A 17,661-nucleotide genomic window follows, 5' to 3' on the forward strand; every position below is an offset into this window, starting at 1 on the left:
CCGGAGCGAGGCACTGCCTTCGCTCTGGCACGAATATCCTTGTGCACAGAGAGCCCCACCCTTTCGGTGCAATCCCTCAGAAAAACGCCTGCAAGCCCGTGATCGCGCGACCGAGGATCAGCGCGTGAACGTCATGTGTGCCTTCATAGGTGTTCACCGTTTCCAGGTTCACCATGTGGCGCATAACCTGAAATTCCTCGGAAATGCCGTTGCCGCCATGCATGTCGCGGGCCCAGCGGGCGATTTCCAGCGCCTTGCCGCAATTGTTGCGCTTGATGATCGAGATCATCTCGGGTGCTGCCTTCGCCTCGTCCAGAAGACGACCGACGCGCAGACTGCCCTGCATGCCCAGCGCGATTTCGGTCATCATGTTGGCGAGCTTCAACTGGTGCAACTGCGTCTGCGCCAGCGGCTTGCCGAACTGGTGGCGGTCAAGCCCGTATTGCCGCGCGGCATGCAGGCAAAATTCGGCAGCGCCCAAAGCGCCCCAACTGATCCCGTAGCGCGCCCTGTTCAGGCATCCGAACGGCCCCTTCAAGCCTTCGACATTCGGCAGCAGCGCGTCTTCGCCCACCTCGACATTGTCCATCACGATCTCGCCCGTGATCGAGGCGCGCAGCGAAAGCTTTCCACCGATCTTCGGCGCGGAAAGGCCCTTCATGCCCTTCTCCAGCACGAAGCCACGGATCTTTCCGCCATGTTCCTCGGACTTGGCCCAGACCACGAAGACATCGGCGATCGGCGAATTCGAGATCCACATCTTCGATCCGTTCAGCACATAGCCGTTCGCCGTCTTCTTCGCCCGCGTCTTCATGCCCGCGGGGTCGGAACCCGCATCGGGTTCGGTCAGACCGAAACAGCCGATCCATTCGCCCGATGCCAGTTTCGGCAGGTATTTCTGCCGCTGTTCTTCCGACCCATAGGCATAGATCGGATACATCACCAGCGATGACTGCACCGACATCATCGACCGATAGCCGCTGTCCACACGCTCTACCTCGCGCGCGACAAGGCCATAGGCGACATATGACGCGCCGATCCCGCCATATTCTTCCGGGACGGTCACACCAAGCAGGCCCATATCGCCCATTTCGCGAAAGATCGCCGGGTCGGTGTTTTCGTCGCGATAGGCGTCGATGACGCGGGGTTGCAGCTTGTCCTGCGCATAGGCGCGGGCGGCATCCCTGATCGCGCGCTCTTCCTCGGTCAGCTGTTCGTCCAGGCGGAACGGGTCCTCCCAGTCGAAGCGGCCAAGATCGGGTGAGTCCTTCGGTTTCAGTGCCATCGCCGTTCTCCCTACCATCGCGTTGCAAAGGGGATAGGACGACCAAGGGCGTCGCGCAAGCTTTCCGAGCCGTTCACATTGTAGTCACGCAGTTTTTTGGAACGAAGCGCGGAACGGGCGGTTTACATTCGGAACCGAACCGCCTGGGGAGACACGACCACCATGAACCGCCTGAATGCCAGTCAGACCGCACTGACCGCCCTGCTTTGCCTTGGGCTGCTCAGCCCCGCCCAAGCCGAGATGGTGGTGCCCAACGGGGTCGCGAAAGCCGAAGGCGCGAGACGCGCCGACGGCATGCCGGGCGTGTTCGGAATGCTGCAAGCGGAACGACGGGCGGGGTTAAAGACATCTGACCTGCGCTGCCTCGATGGCTCGCCCCGTCCGTGCGACAACAGCATGCCGCTGATTACCCCCGCCGGTGTTGCGATCCAGATGAGCGAAGCGGGCGAGATGATCCTCGCGCCGAACGTTCAGCAGGCCTACCGGTATGAAAACGGAAAGCCCATCGTGCGCGATACGCCGCTGCGCCCGCTTGCCGAGGGACGGCTGGATCAGGTGCGCCGACGCGCCGCAGCGGTGACGAATACGCCGGCGAAGCCGCCCGCCAAGGTCGCAAAGACGCCCGAGCGCAGCAAGGAAGAGCAGATCATGGGCATCGGCTCTGACGAGAAAGAAATCTTGCGCAAACTGACCGGCAACGAGGGTGGCGACGCCAATGACGCAGATCGCCGCCGCCGCGACGACCTTGCGCGCCGACTTGCCGAGGCAGAGCGCAAGAACCAGAACAAGGGCGCGCCGAAGCCGCAGACCCGCACCATCGTGAAGGACAGCTTTGCCGATCGCGAGGCACGCATTCCCAACGATCAGGCGGGCAGCTTGCAATCGCGCCGCGCCGCGAACATGCCGCTGCTGAACCGGCTGCTGATGCAGGAAATCGCGGGCGGGCTGAACGCCGACGGGCTGCTTTGTCTTGACGGCCGCAAGCGGCCCTGCGCCGAGGGCGTGACATTGGTCAGCCCCGAAGGCGTCAGCGCCGAAATTGCGCGCGACGGCCGCATCATTCTCGCGGGCATGGACAAGCAGCAATATATCGTCGGCGAAGACGGCCGCCTGCGGGCCCGCGGCTCCAACACCGAGGCCGCGCGCGAAGCGGCAGCGGGTGGCCGGCCCGACGCCGCCGCGCTCAACGGAAATGGCCAGAGCGAGGGCCAGACGGTGCGCGAGCGTGTGAATGCCGAAGACGTCCGGCGTTCGGATCAGGACTTCGAGACACGCATCGCCGACGCAATCCAGCGCGCCGCCGCTCAGTCGCAGGACAAGAAGGATGACGGTGGCAGTGATCTGGCGAAGATAGCGCTTGCAGGACTTGGCGCTTTGGCGGTCGGACAGGTTCTGAAGAACAACGGACAGGTGGCACTTAACACCGGCGATCGCGTCGTCGTTACCCGCAACGACGGCAGCCAGCAGGTGCTGAAAGACGACAACATGCTGCTGCGGCAGCCCGGCAGCGAGGTCCAGACCGAGAATTACAGCGACGGCTCGTCCCGGACTGTCGTGACGCGGCAGGATGGATCGCAGATCATCACGATCCGTGCGGCCGATCTGTCGGTCCTGCGCCGCATCCATGTCGCGCGCGACGGCACCGAAACGGTGCTGATCGACGAATCCGTCGAGGTGCCGCCGGTTGAGGTCGCGGAACTGCCCGCTGCCCCGCAGACCAGCGATGCCGCCGCGCCCACGACCGAGGCCGCCCTGCGCGAGGCGCTTGCCCGCGAGGCGGCAGTCAACCGCCGCTTCACCCTGAACCAGATCCGTTCGATCCCGCAGGTGCGCAACCTCGTCGCGCCCGTCGATATTGACGCGATCACCTTCGACAGCGGATCGGCAGCGATCAACCCCGATCAGGCACGCCAGCTCGCCACGCTCGGGACGGTTCTGGAAGGCGCGATCCGCGACAACCCGCGCGAGATTTTCCTGATCGAAGGCCATACCGACGCCGTAGGCGGCGCGGCATTCAACCTCGCCCTTTCGGACCGCCGGGCGGAGTCAGTGGCTCTGGCGCTTTCGGAATATTTCGACGTGCCGCCGGAAAACCTTGTGGTGCAGGGATATGGTGAAGAATATCTTAAGGTCCCCACTCTCGATTCCGAGCGTGACAACCGCCGCGCGTCGGTGCGGCGGATCACCGACCTTCTGGCATCGGCGCAATAACAACCCCGCAGTCAAGGAAAGGCCCGGCACTCGACCGGGCCTTTTCCGACCTAGCCGCCGACGCCTTCGCGACCCTTTGCCAGTCGGTAATAGGCCCAAAGCGCGCGCGCCGCGACCGAACGCCAGGGGCGCCAGGGCTCTGCGATCTCAACCAGCGTTTTTGGGTCGGGCCGCGCATCCAGCCGGTAAAGCAGGCGCGCGGCTTCCTGCAACGCCAGATCGCCCGCTGGGAAGGCATCCGTGCGGCCCAGTGCAAATGCCAGATAGATTTCTGCGGTCCACTGACCGATGCCCGGAAGCGCCGTCAATGTCTCGATCACCTCTGCATCCGGGGCGTGGCGAAGGCGATGCCAATCGGGTTCCTGACCAACAATCCCAAGCAGATAGCGGATCTTCGGACGCGAAACACCGCAGGCCCGCAAGGCCTCCTCTCCGCCTGCGCGGATCGCTGCGGGTTCGGTCAGCCCCGCCGCCTGAAGCCGCGCCATGATCGCGGCAGCAGCGGCAATCGAAATCTGCTGTCCGATGATCGCATCAAGGATCGCCGTGAAGCCGTCCGGGCGCCGCCGCAGCGGCAGTGCCAGTTCTGGCAACGCACCTGCCCAGACCGGGCAGATCGCGGTCAGGTGGTGGCGGCCCTCGTCCAGATCGGCATCGCTTTCGATGATCCTCAACGATCGCGCCTTGCATCCTCGCGAAGCCGCGTCTCGAACGCTTTCGAGATATGCGCCCTCAGCGCGGTTTCCGCCGCCGCACCATCACCGGATTTCAGCGCATCGACAATCGCCTGATGCTCGCCCAACGCGACCTTTGGGCGGCCTTCGACCGCCAGCGACGTTCTTGCCATGAGCGCCATATTGCGATGGACCACGTCAAGCTGCTGAATCAGATAGCGGTTATGCGAGGCAAGGTGGATCTGGTGATGAAACCGCCTGTTGGAGCGGGCCAGCGCCTCGGGATCATCCAGCGCCTTCATGTCATCGTCGATCATCGCCTGAAGAACCCGCAGCTCTTCCGGGGTTGCGTGGCGCGCAGCCAGTCGGGCGGCCAGTGCCTCCAGCTCGGTTCTGACGGTGTAAAGCTCGGAAAGCTGGTTGTGATCCAGCGTCGCCACGATCAGGCTGCGGCCGTCCCGCTTGACCATGGATTGGGTTTCAAGCCTTTGCAGCGCCTCGCGCACCGGCGTGCGAGAAACCCCGAAACGGTCGGCGAGTTCGGATTCGACAAGCCGGTCGCCGGGCTTGTAGGTGCCGCTGTCAATGGCGTCGACGATCAGTGAATAGGCGTCTTTCATGGCGACAGTAGCCGCGAAGCCGCGCCCGATTGCAAGCGCGAAGACCGGGCGTTCAATTCGGACATTGGCGATGGTCGCCGGTTCCGGGCTGCAATGACGCCGGACCATTGCACCCCCGTGCCGGTCGCCTTATCACCACGCCATGTCCTTCGATCATGTCACCACCTGGATCTTCGATCTCGACAATACGCTCTATCCGCCCGAGGCAGCGCTTTTCGCGCAGATCGAGAAGCGGATGACGGCCCATGTCGCCCGGCATCTGGGTGTCGAGGCCGCAGAAGCCGACCGGCTGCGCATGCATTACTGGCGCGATTACGGCACGACACTGGCCGGGCTGATGGCGGAACACGATATCGACCCGCACGCCTATCTGCTGGATGTCCACGATATCGACTTTTCGGTTCTGGACCCGAACCCCGCGCTTGCCGATGCGATCACCGCGCTGCCGGGTCGCAAGATCATCCATACGAATGCTGATTCCGCCTATGCGGCGAAGGTTCTGGAACAGTGTCGCCTTGGTCCGTTCGAGGCAGTCATCGGGATTGAGGAGGTGGGCTTTCACCCCAAGCCTGATGCGCGCGCATATGCCGCAGTGATCGAGACACTTGGCATAGACCCGGCGACATCCGCGATGTTCGAAGATGATCCGCGCAACCTTGCCGTGCCCGCAAGCCTCGGAATGCAAACGGTTCTTGTCGGCGCAGGGCGCCTTGGTCCCGATCAGCTTGCCGCAGATCACGACCACGGCCCGCATGTCCAGCATCGGACCGCCGACCTTGCCGGCTTCCTTCGTGCCCTGCCATGACGGTTGTCTGGGCCGGCGGGCTCTGGCAATCTGACAGGCGTCTTTGAAGGAGGCGACAATGTCCCAGAACGCTTTGACCGACGACCCGCAGGCCAGCCGGTCCGAAAACGCACTTGCTGCGCGGCTTCTGATGGCGGTGGTGGTTCTGCTGGCGGTTTGTGCGGCCATGGTGGCGCTTTTCGGACTGCCCGCGCTTGGCATCCTCGGCCTGATCGGCACTGCCCTGACATTTGCGGCGCTGCTGACGATCATGGCCGGAAACTGACGGCGATGACAGCCGGGGGCGCAGACGAAACCGATATCCTGGTTTCAGGCGGTGGCATTGCAGGCTTGATCGCGGCTGCGGCCTTCGGCGCGGAAGGGCATCAGGTCATCATGGTCGATCCGATGCCCCCGGTGACCGATGAAGCCGCGACGGGGTCCGATCTGCGCAGCACCGCCTTCCTGCAACCTTCGGTCAAGGTGCTGAAGCGCGCCGGTGTCTGGGAGGCTCTCGCACCCCATGCGACGCCGCTGCAGATCATGCGCATCATCGATGCGGGCGGGGCAGCACCCGAAGCGCGCCTGACCCGCGATTTCGATGCCGCCGATATTTCCGATGCGCCGTTCGGCTGGAACCTGCCGAACTGGCTGCTGAGGCGGGAATTGCTGGCGCGGCTGAACGGTATGGCGAATGTCCGCTTCCTGCCCGGCACCGCGACGACCGGGCTGACCGCCCGCACTGACGAGGCGATCGTGACGCTGTCAGATCACAGCCGGATCGCCGCGAAGCTGGTGATCGGCGCCGATGGCCGCGACAGCGTTGTGCGACGCGCGCTCGGCATCGGTGCCAGGACAACACGCTACGGCCAGAAGGCGCTCGCCTTTGCTGTCACACATGAGCGTCCCCACCAGAATGTCTCGACCGAGATTCACCGCTCGGGCGGGCCATTCACGCTGGTCCCGCTGCCCGAACGCGACGGCAAGCCCTCATCCGCCGTCGTGTGGATGGATCGCGGCCCCGAGATCGCGCGCCTCATGGCGCTTGAACCCGACCAGTTCGAGGAGGCGCTGAACGAACGCTCGACCGGCGTTCTGGGCCATTTGACGCCCGCGACCCGCCTGACCTCCTGGCCAATCATCAGCCAGTTGGCAGAGCGTTTCACCGGCCCGCGCACCGCCCTGATCGCCGAGGCCGCGCATGTCCTGCCGCCCATCGGTGCGCAGGGCCTGAACATGAGCCTCGCCGATCTCGCCCTGCTTCTGGATCTGTCCCGGCACGAGCCCGGTAGCCGCGAGAGTCTTGACGAATTCCAGCGCCTCCGCTGGACCGATGCGCGTCTGCGCCTGAGCGGGATCGACCTTCTGAACCGCGCTTCGATGATCGGCTCGCGTCCGCTGCGCGATCTCCGCGCGGCTGGCCTTGGCGCGATTTACGGTATCAGCCCGGTGCGTCGGATGATGATGCGGCTGGGGCTTGGCGTCAGCGGCCGGGACGACGTGGCCTGAACGCCGTCGCGCGTGACCTGACAACGCATCTTGACCGCCGCACAAAGCTTCGCGAAACGTCGCGCTGTGTCCCAACAGAAAGACCGGCCATGGATATCCGCGACGCCACAGAAGCCGACCTGCCCGAGATCACGGCGATCTACAATCAGGCCGTCAACGAGACGACGGCGATCTGGAACGAACGCGAGACGGACCTCGCGAACCGTGCCGCCTGGCTGGCCGACAGGCATCGCGCGGGCTACCCGGTTCTGGTTGCGTCCCGCGACGGTACAGTGCTGGGCTATGCTTCTTTCGGGGATTGGCGCGCCTTTGACGGCTATCGCCACACGGTCGAACATTCCGTTTATGTGCGCACCGACTGTCAGGGCGGCGGGATCGGCAAGGCACTGATGCTGGCGCTGCTGGACCGCGCTCGCGGACTTGGCAAGCATGTCATGGTCGCCGGAATCGAGGCAGGAAATACTGCCTCGATCCGCCTGCACGAGAAGCTGGGGTTCAGGCAGACCGGGCTTCTGCCGCAGGTCGGCACCAAATTCGGCCGCTGGCTGGACCTCGCCTTTCTGCAACTGATGCTGGACGAGCGCAGCGACCCGGACGCGACAGCACCGCACGGGGATTGATCCGAACTTCCGGCCGCGCGATGATGGCAGGGTCAGATTGCCGGAGCCCTGCGATGCGCCTTGCCCTGCCGTTTCTGCTGATAATGCCGCTTGCCGCCTGTATGGAGGCAGAGCCTGCGGCAACCGATCCGCGCCAGATGCAGGAAACTGCCTGCGCCCGCGTCATCGCAGCCCATATCAATCGTCCGGTGACCGAGGTCGCTCCGCGATGGGTGGGCGCGTCAGTCGGCATTGCCACAATCGAAACCCGCGACGGCAATCGCCTGCACCGCTGCACGGTCGATGGATCAGGCCGGGTGCTGGGCTATACGCATCCGCGCGGCTGATGCGCCAAAGGAAAAGCCCGGCGTTCCGGCCGGGCTTCGAAATTTCGGGCGAAGGTCAGGCTTCGTCGATCAACTGCTTGCGCGCAACGGCCACCAGCTCGGCCATCTTGGCGCGGATCGTCGCCTCGTCGGCCTTGCCTTCCAGATCGGCGGCGACCTTGCGGAAAACGTCTTCATCGCCCGGCTCTTCGAAATCGCTGGTCACGACGGTCAGGGCATAAGCCTTGGCATCCTCGCCCGACTTGCCCAACACTTCCGCCGCCCACTCGCCCAGAAGGCGGTTCCGGCGCGCCTCGGCCTTGAACTGCAGGTCTGCATCACGGGCAAACTTCGCCTCGTAAGAGCGTTCACGGTCGTCAAAGGTGGTCATTCACGTCTCCTGAAATCATCTGAACCCATATGGCCATAGCGCCATTATATCACAAGCCTGTATCGCCGCATCCCTTGCCAGTATTGAAGCGCGCCCGCTTTGCGCCTATAGCCGGTCCATACCCATCCCGGCCCTGAAAGGACGGCGCATCCCATGGCACCCCGGCGCAAGAAGATCTACGAAGGCAAGGCGAAGATCCTGTACGAAGGCACCGAGCCGGGGACGCTGGTCCAGTATTTCAAGGACGATGCCACCGCCTTCAACGCCCAGAAGAAAGCCACCATCGAAGGCAAGGGCGTGCTGAACAACCGCCTGTCGGAATTCTTCATGCAGGGGCTGACGAATATCGGGGTGCCGAACCACTTCATCCGCCGCATCAACATGCGCGAACAGTTGATCCGTCAGGTCGAAATCATCCCGCTGGAAGTCATCGTGCGCAACTTCGCCGCAGGTTCGCTGTCCAAGCGTCTGGGGCTGGAAGAGGGCACGCAGCTGCCGCGCCCGATCGTCGAATATTCGTTCAAGAACGATGAGCTGGGCGATCCGATGGTGTCCGAGGAATATGTCATCGCTTTTGGCTGGGCCAGCCAGCAGGATCTGGACGATATTGTCAGCCTGGCGCTGCGGGTGAACGACTTCCTGTCGGGCGTGTTCTTCGGCGTCGGCATCAAGCTGGTCGACTTCAAGATCGAAATCGGGCGCATCTGGGACGGCGACTTCATGCGTCTGATCGTGGCCGATGAAATCAGCCCGGACAGCTGCCGGCTGTGGGACGTGAAAACCGGCCAGAAGCTGGACAAGGACGTGTTCCGCCGCGATCTGGGCAGCCTGACCGACGCCTATACCGAAGTCGCCCGCCGCCTTGGCCTGATGCCCGCCAATGCGACGCCGATGAACAAACCGACCCTGATAAACTAAGGACTGTCCGATGAAAGCCCGTGTGACCATCATGCTGAAAGACGGCGTCCTTGACCCTCAGGGCGAAGCGATCCGCCACGCGCTGGCAGGCCTTGGCCACAAGGGTGTGGACGGCGTCCGTCAGGGCAAGGTCATCGAACTGGATCTTGCCGCCACCGACGCCGGTGCCGCCGAAACCGAGGTCAAGCGCATGTGCGAAACCCTGCTGGCCAATACCGTGATCGAGAAATATTCGGTCGAGATCGTCTGATCGCTGCTGACCTGCGAGGCGGCGCGGTGCATATGGCACCGCCCCGCGCCCTGGCTTTCGGGGGTGAGGCTGCAGCGTTCAGGTCAGGATCGCGCGGGCCGCGAAAGCCATGCGGTGATCCCGAGACTGGCTGCAGCACGGGCGAAAACGCCGACTAGTTCTAGAAGTCGAACAGTTCGCTCAGGAAGCTTTCGCGCTTCTTGCGCTTTCCGCGATACCTGTATTCGTCGTCATCATCATCGTCGTAGCGTCGCCGGTCACGGCGATCATCGCGGCGGCCGTCTCTGCGGTCGTCACGGCTGTCATATCGCTGCGTGTGCGGTCGCTCGGCATAGGGATCAAGCGACGGGTCAACAGGGCGCGGCGCAGCGGGCTGGCCGGCGGGCTCCGCCAGCCGGACCGGCGGTGCAGACGTCGCGGCGCTGCGATCAATGATCTTGTCCAGTTCGCCGCGATCCAGCCAGACGCCCCGGCATTTCGGGCAATAGTCAATCTCGACACCGTCTCGTTGGGTCATCAACAGCGTTTCGTTATCGACGGGACATTTCATTGCGGGCTCCTCGGCTCGGTCGGTGTTACTGATCAGATAAGAACGCGGCGACCGATCTCAACCCACGGGTTTTGCGGTCCGGGCCGGCAGGCATTTTGCCGCCGTGTTGCCACGGGGCAGATGACATAGGGCGACGCGCCTGCCCCGTGAAAAGGGGCTATCCAATCCGGTTGTGGTGGGGGCGCGCAAAGCGTAACAATCCGCGCGAACCCATACGAACGGAGGTCCAGAATGGCCCGCGCCCTGAAGTCCGAACGCAAAGGCCCCAAGGATGCAAGCCGCGCAGTCGTCTTCCTGCATGGCTACGGCGCTGACGGAGCGGATCTGCTCGGGCTCGCCGATGCGCTTGGCCCGCACCTGCCCGGCACAGCCTTCTACGCCCCTGACGCGCCAGAGCGGTGTGCGAATAATCCCTTCGGTTATCAATGGTTTCCGATCCCCTGGCTTGACGGTTCAACCGAGGAGCAGGCACGCGCATCGATGGCGTTGTCGATAGATGACATCAACGCGTTTCTGGACAAAGTGCTTGCCGATGAAGGGATTACGCCCGATCAGCTTGCTGTTGTCGGCTTCTCGCAAGGGACGATGATGGCGCTTCATGTGCTGCCGCGCCGCGACAAGCCGGTCGCCTGCATCGTCGGCTTTTCGGGTCGTTTGCTGGTGCCGGAACTTCTTGAATCCGAGGCGAAATCAAAGCCTCCGGTTCTGTTGCTGCATGGCGATCAGGACCCGATGGTGCCCTTTGCCGACCTTGGTCTGGCCGCCGACGCGCTTGACAAGGCTGGGTTCGAAACCTTCACCCATGTCATGAAAGGGACCGGGCATGGCATTTCGCCCGACGGGCTGGGCGTGGCGCTGCAATTTCTAAGCGAAAGGCTGCCGCCCGCGCGCTAAAGGCGGGCTGCACGGGCGCGAAGCGCCGCTGCCTGCCGCACCAGCAACTCGCCATTGCCTGACGTGCCGGCGGCCGATCCCTCATGTAGCGGGCTTCGCTTGCCGCTGCTGCCCGTTTCCAGCGCCTCCATCGCGGCAAGCAGTTCGCCCTGCATCTGCCGCAGCACGGATGCCACGTCCGAACGCGCCCCACTGATCGCCACATTCAGCGCCGAGGCAGCGCCACGAAGTTCCGCGATCCGCGCCTTCGTGGCTTCCTCGCCATCAGAAGGCGCATGCGCAGCCTGTGTGCCGCGTAGTCCCTCGGCCGCGCCTGACAGCCGCATATCAAGCTCCGACAGCCCCTGCAGATTGTTCGTCAGGCGCCCGCGCAAACGAACTGCAGCGTAACCGGCTTCCAGTGTTGTAAGATCTTGTGCGCGGTCAACCGCCGCAACGAAGCGGGTCAACGGTTCGGCAGGTGGAACACTGCTTGCCGGTGCCTGAACTGGCCGGCCAGGTGCTTGCTGCACTGGTGCTGTGACTGACTGCGTCAGCGGATCAAGGCGTGTCATCGAAACCTCCGACAGATGCATCCAGCCTAGCGCCGCGGACGCCCTCGTGCCGAGCGGATTATCCCTAAAATTGCGTTAATTCGCGCGATGTTCCGCGACAGGATGTGATGTCATGCCGACGTTACACGGCCGCGCTAGGACCTATCCATATTCTGGGGCTTGTCTGATCGCGACCCCGATATATAGTCGGGATCAGGCGAACCTTCAAAAGGTCGGCAGGACGGGGTTGCGGATGCTCGACGACCACCACCATGCAGAGTTCAGGACGCAGTTCGTACGCGAACCGGCGGCGCTGAAGCACTTTCCTGCACTTGTGCTGAATGCGGATTTCCGGCCGCTTTCCTATTATCCGCTGTCGCTCTGGCCGTGGCAGGAGGCGATCAAGGCGGTTTTCCTCGACCGCGTGAGCATCATCGCCGAATATGATGAATTCGTTCACAGTCAAAGGCAGGCGTTCCGAATTCCCTCGGTCGTGGTTCTGAAAGATTATGTCAAACCCCAGAAGCGCGTGGCATTCACGCGCTTCAATCTTTTTCTGCGGGACGGATTCGAATGCCAGTACTGTGGCTCCAGGGGCGATCTGACCTTCGACCATGTCGTGCCGCGATCACGTGGTGGCGTCACAAGCTGGCAGAATGTCGTCGCGGCCTGCTCGCCCTGCAATTTGCGCAAGGCCAACCGCTCGCTCAGACATTCGGGCCTGCGCCTGCGCCGCGCGCCGACGCAGCCTTCGGCGGAAGACATGCTGGCCATGGGGCGGCGATTCCCGCCGAACCACCTGCATGAGACGTGGATGGATTTTCTGTATTGGGATGCAGAACTGGAAAGCTGATCTGTCGTCGCTGATGCCGGCCCGCGCCGCCCGTCAGTGCTGCTGATTGTCGCGGCGGCTGAAATGCACCAGACCTGCCGCAATCAGCGCCGCCAAAGCGAGCGCCACGAAGGGCACCCCATTAGCCAGACTGACCCAAAGTGTCGCGGCGGCCGCAAGGATCACAGCGGCCATGAGCAGCAAAAATTGTGGAAGCGGCATTCTCGCATCCTCCCTTACCTACCCAATATGGGATGCGGGTCCGGGAATGGAAAGACCTGCAGGGGAATTGCGGCAGATTATGGACTATGTTCCCTTTATGTTCTATACAGTGGGCATGCTTCCGCCCCGAAACCCCGATGAAATGCTGAAAGCGCGCGGCGCAGACACGCGTCCGGCGAATCGTTATGACAGACTGACCCCGGTTCGAGAGCATGACGGCTGGGATATTCCCGAAGAATCGCAACTGCTGCGCACCGAGGTGACAGAGGAAAATCCGCGCAGCATCATCAGCCGCAACCGATCGCCGGATGTGCCGTTTGACCGTTCGATCAACCCGTATCGCGGCTGCGAACACGGCTGCATCTATTGCTTCGCCCGTCCGAGCCATGCCTATTGGGGACTTTCGCCGGGGCTGGACTTCGAAACGAAGATCACCGCGAAACCCAACGCGGCGAAGCTGCTTGCGGCAGAGATTGCGAAGCCGTCCTATCGCTGCGCCCCGATTGCGTTCGGGACCAATACCGACCCCTACCAGCCGGTCGAGGCGAAGCGGCGCATCATGCCGGATCTGTGGCAGGTGTTGCTGGACTGGAACCACCCTGCCAGCCTTGTGACCCGCGGACAGACAGTGCTGCGCGATCTGCCCCTGATCGCGGCCATGGCGGCGCGGCAGCTTGTGCATGTGGGCGTGTCGATCACCACGCTGGATGCTGGTCTGGCACGGCGGATGGAACCCCGCGCGCCCGCCCCGGCGACGCGCCTGCGCATGATCCGTGACATGGCGGCCGCCGGCATTCAGGTCCGCGTCATGGTCGCCCCCGTGATCCCTGTCCTGACCGAGCCCGAGATCGAACGTATCCTTGACGCGGCACGCGACGCCGGTGCGACCAATGCAAGCATGATCCCCCTGCGCCTGCCGTTGGAGGTGGCGCCCCTGTTTCGCGACTGGCTTGACCGCCACGAGCCGGGGAAGGCCGCACATGTCATGAACCGTGTTCAGGCGATGCGCGGCGGGCGCGACAACGACCCACGCTTCGGCAGCAGGATGCGCGGCGAGGGGATCGAGGCTGAACTGATGATGAAACGGTTCCGGCTGGCAAAGCGGCGGCTGGGTTACAGCGAGACAACGCCGCCGCTGGATTGCTCTCGCTTCGGCCCCCCGCCGCGCTCGGGCGACCAGTTATCGCTGTTTTAGAGCCGAGGCCAGCGACAGCAGATTGCTGCTTTGCGACATCCGCGCCAGCATGTCGATTAACGCGCCCCTATCGTCAACGGTCAGCCAAGCGGTCCGGGCCTGCGTTCTTCTGATAACATCACGTTGGCTTCAACCTGTCCCAGACCCGGCAGGGTCATGATCCGACGCCGCAGGATGCGTTCGAAATCGGCAATGTCGCGCGCCACGATGCGCAGTCGGTAATCGAACTGGCCAAGGACGTGCTGGACCAGCTGCACCTCGGGGATGGCCGTGACGGCGCGTTCGAACTCCTCAAGGCTGGTGCGGCCCTTGGTTGCAAGGCGGATGCCCAGAAACACGGTCACGCCGAAACCCAGTGCTGCATTGTCCAGTTCTATCCTGCGGCCGGCAATGATCCCCGCATCCTGAAGCCGTTTGATCCGCCGCCACGTCGCGGGCTGGGTCATATCGAGCGCCCGCCCTATTTCGGCGGCCCCCATGCCTGCGTCCCGCGACAGCAACCGCAGGATCGCCAGATCGGTTTCGTCCGGCGTCACAGCGGCAGCTCCACGCTGTTCTTGATGGTCGATATCAGCATCAGCGCGTCGCTGGTTTCCACATTTGGCAGGGTCAGGATGCGGGTGCGATAGACTTCCTGCCAATGCGCCATGTCACGGGCGATGACCGACAGGCGGAAATCGACGCTGCCCAGAAAGGTCTGGATCTCGATCACCTCTGGCACCTCTCGGGCGGCGGCGGTGAATTCGTCGAAGGCGCGCGGATTGGTTTTGTCCAAGGTGAAGCGCAGGCTGACCTCCACCTCATATCCCAGCTTGCGCCAGTCGATCCGCGCCTGCTGGCCGACGATCGTGCCGGTTGACCGCATCTTTTCCAGCCGCCGCGAAAGGGTTGCGCCGGTGACGCCGGCCCGTTCAGCCAGCCGTGTCGCGGGCTGGTCGGGATCGGCCAGAAGCTGGCGTAGGATTCGGCGGTCTGTCGCGTTGGGCATGATTATTTCAATAATTCTCTGTATAGGGCATGATTTCATCAATCATAGTCTATTTTCTGCGAAGATTGCAGAGATCACCAGCGAGAAGTTTCGTATTAGTCTGCCACAGATAACTGAAAGGACCGCTGACATGCGCGTTTACTATGACCGCGATTGCGACGTTAACCTGATCAAGGACAAGAAGATTGCCATTCTGGGCTATGGCTCACAGGGTCACGCCCACGCGCTGAACCTGCGCGATTCCGGTGCCAAGAACGTCGTCGTCGCGCTGCGCGAAGGTTCGCCCTCGAAGGCAAAGGCCGAAGCCGAGGGCCTTCAGGTGATGGAAATCGCCGAGGCCGCCAAATGGGCGGACCTGATCATGTTCACCATGCCCGACGAATTGCAGGCCGAAACCTACAAGAAATACGTCCATGACAACCTGCGCGAAGGCGCGGCGATCGCCTTCGCCCACGGTTTGAACGTGCATTTCGGCCTGATCGAGCCGAAGCCCGGCGTTGACGTGATCATGATGGCCCCGAAAGGCCCCGGCCACACCGTGCGCGGCGAATATCTGAAAGGCGGCGGCGTGCCCTGCCTGGTCGCGGTCCATCAGGACGCCTCGGGCAAAGCCATGGATCTGGGCCTGTCCTATTGCTCGGCCATCGGCGGCGGGCGTTCGGGCATCATCGAAACCAACTTCCGCGAAGAATGCGAAACCGATCTGTTCGGCGAACAAGCCGTGCTGTGCGGCGGTCTTGTCGAACTGATCCGCATGGGCTTCGAAACGCTGGTCGAGGCCGGTTACGAACCCGAGATGGCCTATTTCGAGTGCCTGCACGAGGTGAAGCTGATCGTCGACCTGATCTATGAAGGCGGCATCGCGAACATGAACTACTCGATTTCGAACACCGCCGAATACGGCGAATATGTGTCCGGCCCGCGCATCCTGCCTTACGAGGAAACCAAGAAGCGCATGAAAGAGGTTCTGACCGACATTCAGAACGGCAAGTTCGTCCGCGACTTCATGCAGGAAAACAATGTCGGCCAGCCGTCCTTCAAGGCGACCCGCCGCATCAATGACGAACACCAGATCGAGCAGGTCGGCGCGAAGCTGCGCGAGATGATGCCCTGGATCAGCAAGGGCAAGATGGTGGATAAGGCGCGCAACTGACGCGCACCATCGAACCAGTGAGTACAGCCGGGGCGCAGTGCGCCCCGGTTTTTTCTTGAACCTTCAATAGCTGAAGCCTGAGACGCGGCGATATAGTCTGGTGGCATCCGTCTGATTTTGTTACAGTAATGGATCTGCAGCCGGGAAATATCATGACTGATGCGAGCGCGATTATAGGGTCGTGGCGAATGGAGAGCTGGACGCGCACCTCTGTCGCGACAGGCGAAACCACCGACGCGCTCGGTCCGTCCCCCATCGGTTATATCGCCTATCACCCAGACGGCCGGATGATGGCGACGGTATTCAAAGCTGATCGCCTTGCGCCGAATGATGACGGGTGGACAGAGGCAGAAAAGGCGCAATTGTTCGACAGCATGCTTGCCTATGTCGCGTCATATCATCTCGACGGCGACCGCGTCGTGCATCAGGTTGAGGGGTCATGGAACCCGAACTGGGGGGGCGACCTGTCGCGACCGTTCAGGTTGCATGGCGACCGGCTGGTCATCAGCGGCGCGCCGGGCATAGACCCGACCACCGGGGACGAAGTGATCTATCAGATGGAATTTCGCAAAGTCGTCTGACGCAGATCGTTGGGACCGCGCCGTTATCGGGCCGCATCGGTTTCCCCCGGTCCGGAACCGGGCGCATCGCGCCGCTGGACAAGCGCCCGCCCATCACAGCGGACGGGCGCCAGCCATCGCGCAAATCCGTTCCGCGCCCTATTCCGCTGCGTCCAGCTTATCCTGCGTCCGCAGTTCGAAATCCGACGCATCATGCCGTTCCCACAGCTGCCCGGAGGGATCGCCAGAGGTGCGGTTGACCATCATGCCACGCTGAACGGCGGGACGTGCGGCAATCTCGTCATTCCAGCGCAGAACGTTCTTGTAGCTGCTGCCATCAAGGAAGGTCGCGGCATCGCCGTAAACCCCGCCCGTGGTCATCCGTCCGTACCACGGGAAAATGGCCATATCGGCGATAGAATAATCCTCACCCGCCATGAAACGGTTATCGGCAAGATGACGGTCCAGCACGTCCAACTGGCGCTTGGTTTCCATCGCATAGCGGTCGATGGCATATTTGATCTTCACCGGCGCATAGGCATAAAAATGCCCGAAGCCGCCACCGACAAAGGGGGCAGAGCCCATTTGCCAGAACAGCCAGTTCAGCGCCTCTGTCCGCGCGGCAGGTTCCGTGGGCAGGAAGTCCCCGAACTTCTCGGCCAGATACAGCAGGATCGCGCCGGATTCGAAAACCCGCACGGGCGGGTCAACCGAATGATCCATCAGCGCCGGGATTTTGGAGTTCGGATTAACCTCGACGAAACCGCTGCCGAACTGATCGCCGTCGCCGATCCTGATAAGCCACGCGTCGTATTCCGCGCCCTTGTGCCCCTTGGCCAGCAGTTCTTCCAGCATGATGCCGACCTTCTGGCCGTTCGGGGTCGCCAGCGAATAAAGCTGCAGCGGGTGCTTGCCGACCGGCAGCGGCTTTTCATGGGTGGGGCCTGCGATGGGACGGTTGATGCTGGCAAATTCGCCGCCATTCTGTTCGTCCCAAGTCCAGACTTTCGGCGGGGTGTATTCTTCGCTCATGATGGGTCCTGTCCGGTAACCTGATTGCGCGTCACTGATCTGGACCTGTATGCCTCGCCACGGGATTTCAAGCCCTTGCGATGACTGTGCGATCTGTCCGATCCCGTCACTGTGATTGCAGCCTTGCGCATTCGG

23 protein-coding genes are annotated in these 17,661 nt (G+C 62.8%); 13 read left to right on the plus strand and 10 right to left on the minus strand.

What is annotated here, in order from left to right:
- Window positions 1–76: 76 nt before the first annotated feature.
- Window positions 77–1,285, minus strand: coding sequence for an acyl-CoA dehydrogenase (locus FQV27_RS09795; protein WP_147097859.1), 1,209 nt, complete (start codon window positions 1,283–1,285; stop codon window positions 77–79).
- A 162-nt stretch (window positions 1,286–1,447) separates the two neighbouring features.
- On the opposite strand from FQV27_RS09795, the gene FQV27_RS09800 reads away from it, so the two are divergent.
- Entirely contained in the window at window positions 1,448–3,496 is a 2,049-nt protein-coding gene (locus FQV27_RS09800; RefSeq protein WP_246133058.1) for an OmpA family protein, read from the plus strand.
- 50 nt (window positions 3,497–3,546) lie between these two features.
- On the opposite strand, the gene FQV27_RS09805 is transcribed toward FQV27_RS09800, so the two are convergent.
- Both FQV27_RS09805 and FQV27_RS09810 read right to left on the minus strand, forming a co-directional pair.
- Complete coding sequence (locus tag FQV27_RS09805; RefSeq protein ID WP_147097861.1) at window positions 3,547–4,170, minus strand: DNA-3-methyladenine glycosylase family protein; 624 nt, start codon at window positions 4,168–4,170, stop codon at window positions 3,547–3,549.
- A complete protein-coding gene (locus FQV27_RS09810) occupies window positions 4,167–4,790 on the minus strand; it encodes a GntR family transcriptional regulator (RefSeq protein WP_147098158.1) in 624 nt (207 codons plus the stop codon). Before FQV27_RS09810 ends, FQV27_RS09805 begins: the two co-directional genes overlap by 4 nt.
- Before the next feature lie 142 nt (window positions 4,791–4,932).
- Here FQV27_RS09810 and FQV27_RS09815 point away from each other — a divergent pair, with 142 nt between their 5' ends.
- The 5 genes from FQV27_RS09815 (at window position 4,933) to FQV27_RS09835 (ending at window position 8,029) form a co-directional block, all read left to right on the plus strand.
- Complete coding sequence (locus FQV27_RS09815) at window positions 4,933–5,595, plus strand: pyrimidine 5'-nucleotidase (protein WP_147097863.1); 663 nt, start codon at window positions 4,933–4,935, stop codon at window positions 5,593–5,595.
- Between the two features lie 58 nt (window positions 5,596–5,653).
- Window positions 5,654–5,860 (plus strand): hypothetical protein, encoded by a 207-nt coding sequence (locus FQV27_RS09820; protein ID WP_147097865.1) that lies wholly within the window; start codon window positions 5,654–5,656, stop codon window positions 5,858–5,860.
- 5 nt (window positions 5,861–5,865) lie between these two features.
- Complete coding sequence (locus tag FQV27_RS09825) at window positions 5,866–7,083, plus strand: UbiH/UbiF family hydroxylase (RefSeq protein WP_147097867.1); 1,218 nt, start codon at window positions 5,866–5,868, stop codon at window positions 7,081–7,083.
- Window positions 7,084–7,172: 89 nt separating this feature from the next.
- A complete protein-coding gene (locus tag FQV27_RS09830) occupies window positions 7,173–7,703 on the plus strand; it encodes a GNAT family N-acetyltransferase (protein WP_147097870.1) in 531 nt (176 codons plus the stop codon).
- Window positions 7,704–7,756: 53 nt separating this feature from the next.
- Window positions 7,757–8,029 (plus strand): hypothetical protein, encoded by a 273-nt coding sequence (locus tag FQV27_RS09835; RefSeq protein WP_147097872.1) that lies wholly within the window; start codon window positions 7,757–7,759, stop codon window positions 8,027–8,029.
- A gap of 55 nt (window positions 8,030–8,084) precedes the next feature.
- Here the strand turns inward: FQV27_RS09835 and FQV27_RS09840 are convergent, their stop codons facing one another.
- Window positions 8,085–8,399 (minus strand): DUF1476 domain-containing protein, encoded by a 315-nt coding sequence (locus tag FQV27_RS09840; protein ID WP_147097873.1) that lies wholly within the window; start codon window positions 8,397–8,399, stop codon window positions 8,085–8,087.
- Window positions 8,400–8,552: 153 nt separating this feature from the next.
- Here FQV27_RS09840 and purC point away from each other — a divergent pair, with 153 nt between their 5' ends.
- Both purC and purS read left to right on the plus strand, forming a co-directional pair.
- The gene (purC, locus tag FQV27_RS09845) at window positions 8,553–9,317 is read left to right on the plus strand and encodes a phosphoribosylaminoimidazolesuccinocarboxamide synthase (RefSeq protein WP_147097875.1); all 765 of its coding nucleotides are present in this window, start codon (window positions 8,553–8,555) and stop codon (window positions 9,315–9,317) included.
- A gap of 10 nt (window positions 9,318–9,327) precedes the next feature.
- Window positions 9,328–9,567, plus strand: coding sequence for a phosphoribosylformylglycinamidine synthase subunit PurS (gene purS / locus FQV27_RS09850; RefSeq protein WP_147097878.1), 240 nt, complete (start codon window positions 9,328–9,330; stop codon window positions 9,565–9,567).
- Window positions 9,568–9,727: 160 nt separating this feature from the next.
- Here purS and FQV27_RS09855 read toward each other — a convergent pair whose 3' ends face one another.
- The gene (locus FQV27_RS09855) at window positions 9,728–10,117 is read right to left on the minus strand and encodes a TFIIB-type zinc ribbon-containing protein (protein WP_147097880.1); all 390 of its coding nucleotides are present in this window, start codon (window positions 10,115–10,117) and stop codon (window positions 9,728–9,730) included.
- A gap of 231 nt (window positions 10,118–10,348) precedes the next feature.
- Here FQV27_RS09855 and FQV27_RS09860 point away from each other — a divergent pair, with 231 nt between their 5' ends.
- Window positions 10,349–11,011: an alpha/beta hydrolase gene (locus FQV27_RS09860; protein WP_147097882.1), complete on the plus strand. Its 663-nt coding sequence runs from the start codon at window positions 10,349–10,351 to the stop codon at window positions 11,009–11,011.
- On the opposite strand, the gene FQV27_RS09865 is transcribed toward FQV27_RS09860, so the two are convergent.
- On the minus strand, window positions 11,008–11,565 hold the full coding sequence (locus FQV27_RS09865; protein ID WP_147097884.1) for a hypothetical protein: 558 nt from the start codon (window positions 11,563–11,565) through the stop codon (window positions 11,008–11,010). The two genes, FQV27_RS09860 and FQV27_RS09865, sit on opposite strands and share 4 nt — an antisense overlap.
- Before the next feature lie 232 nt (window positions 11,566–11,797).
- Here FQV27_RS09865 and FQV27_RS09870 point away from each other — a divergent pair, with 232 nt between their 5' ends.
- The gene (locus FQV27_RS09870; protein ID WP_147097886.1) at window positions 11,798–12,397 is read left to right on the plus strand and encodes an HNH endonuclease; all 600 of its coding nucleotides are present in this window, start codon (window positions 11,798–11,800) and stop codon (window positions 12,395–12,397) included.
- Between the two features lie 33 nt (window positions 12,398–12,430).
- Here FQV27_RS09870 and FQV27_RS18875 read toward each other — a convergent pair whose 3' ends face one another.
- The gene (locus FQV27_RS18875; RefSeq protein WP_186827273.1) at window positions 12,431–12,598 is read right to left on the minus strand and encodes a hypothetical protein; all 168 of its coding nucleotides are present in this window, start codon (window positions 12,596–12,598) and stop codon (window positions 12,431–12,433) included.
- 115 nt (window positions 12,599–12,713) lie between these two features.
- Between FQV27_RS18875 and FQV27_RS09875 the strand changes: the two genes are divergently transcribed.
- The gene (locus FQV27_RS09875; RefSeq protein ID WP_246133059.1) at window positions 12,714–13,793 is read left to right on the plus strand and encodes a PA0069 family radical SAM protein; all 1,080 of its coding nucleotides are present in this window, start codon (window positions 12,714–12,716) and stop codon (window positions 13,791–13,793) included.
- Between the two features lie 80 nt (window positions 13,794–13,873).
- On the opposite strand, the gene FQV27_RS09880 is transcribed toward FQV27_RS09875, so the two are convergent.
- Together FQV27_RS09880 and FQV27_RS09885 are read right to left on the minus strand one after the other, a co-directional pair.
- Entirely contained in the window at window positions 13,874–14,329 is a 456-nt protein-coding gene (locus FQV27_RS09880; protein ID WP_281290020.1) for an Lrp/AsnC family transcriptional regulator, read from the minus strand.
- Window positions 14,326–14,781, minus strand: a complete 456-nt coding sequence (locus FQV27_RS09885; protein ID WP_147097890.1) for an Lrp/AsnC family transcriptional regulator — start codon at window positions 14,779–14,781, stop codon at window positions 14,326–14,328. Before FQV27_RS09885 ends, FQV27_RS09880 begins: the two co-directional genes overlap by 4 nt.
- A 130-nt stretch (window positions 14,782–14,911) precedes the next feature.
- On the opposite strand from FQV27_RS09885, the gene ilvC reads away from it, so the two are divergent.
- The gene (gene ilvC, locus FQV27_RS09890) at window positions 14,912–15,934 is read left to right on the plus strand and encodes a ketol-acid reductoisomerase (protein ID WP_147097892.1); all 1,023 of its coding nucleotides are present in this window, start codon (window positions 14,912–14,914) and stop codon (window positions 15,932–15,934) included.
- Window positions 15,935–16,086: 152 nt separating this feature from the next.
- Window positions 16,087–16,515: a lipocalin-like domain-containing protein gene (locus FQV27_RS09895; RefSeq protein WP_147097894.1), complete on the plus strand. Its 429-nt coding sequence runs from the start codon at window positions 16,087–16,089 to the stop codon at window positions 16,513–16,515.
- 138 nt (window positions 16,516–16,653) lie between these two features.
- Here the strand turns inward: FQV27_RS09895 and yghU are convergent, their stop codons facing one another.
- Window positions 16,654–17,526, minus strand: coding sequence for a glutathione-dependent disulfide-bond oxidoreductase (gene yghU / locus FQV27_RS09900; RefSeq protein WP_147097896.1), 873 nt, complete (start codon window positions 17,524–17,526; stop codon window positions 16,654–16,656).
- Window positions 17,527–17,661 lie beyond the last annotated feature (135 nt).

The sequence above is a fragment of the Paracoccus aurantiacus genome (genome assembly GCF_007993065.1).
In the GTDB taxonomy this organism is placed as follows: domain Bacteria; phylum Pseudomonadota; class Alphaproteobacteria; order Rhodobacterales; family Rhodobacteraceae; genus Paracoccus; species Paracoccus aurantiacus.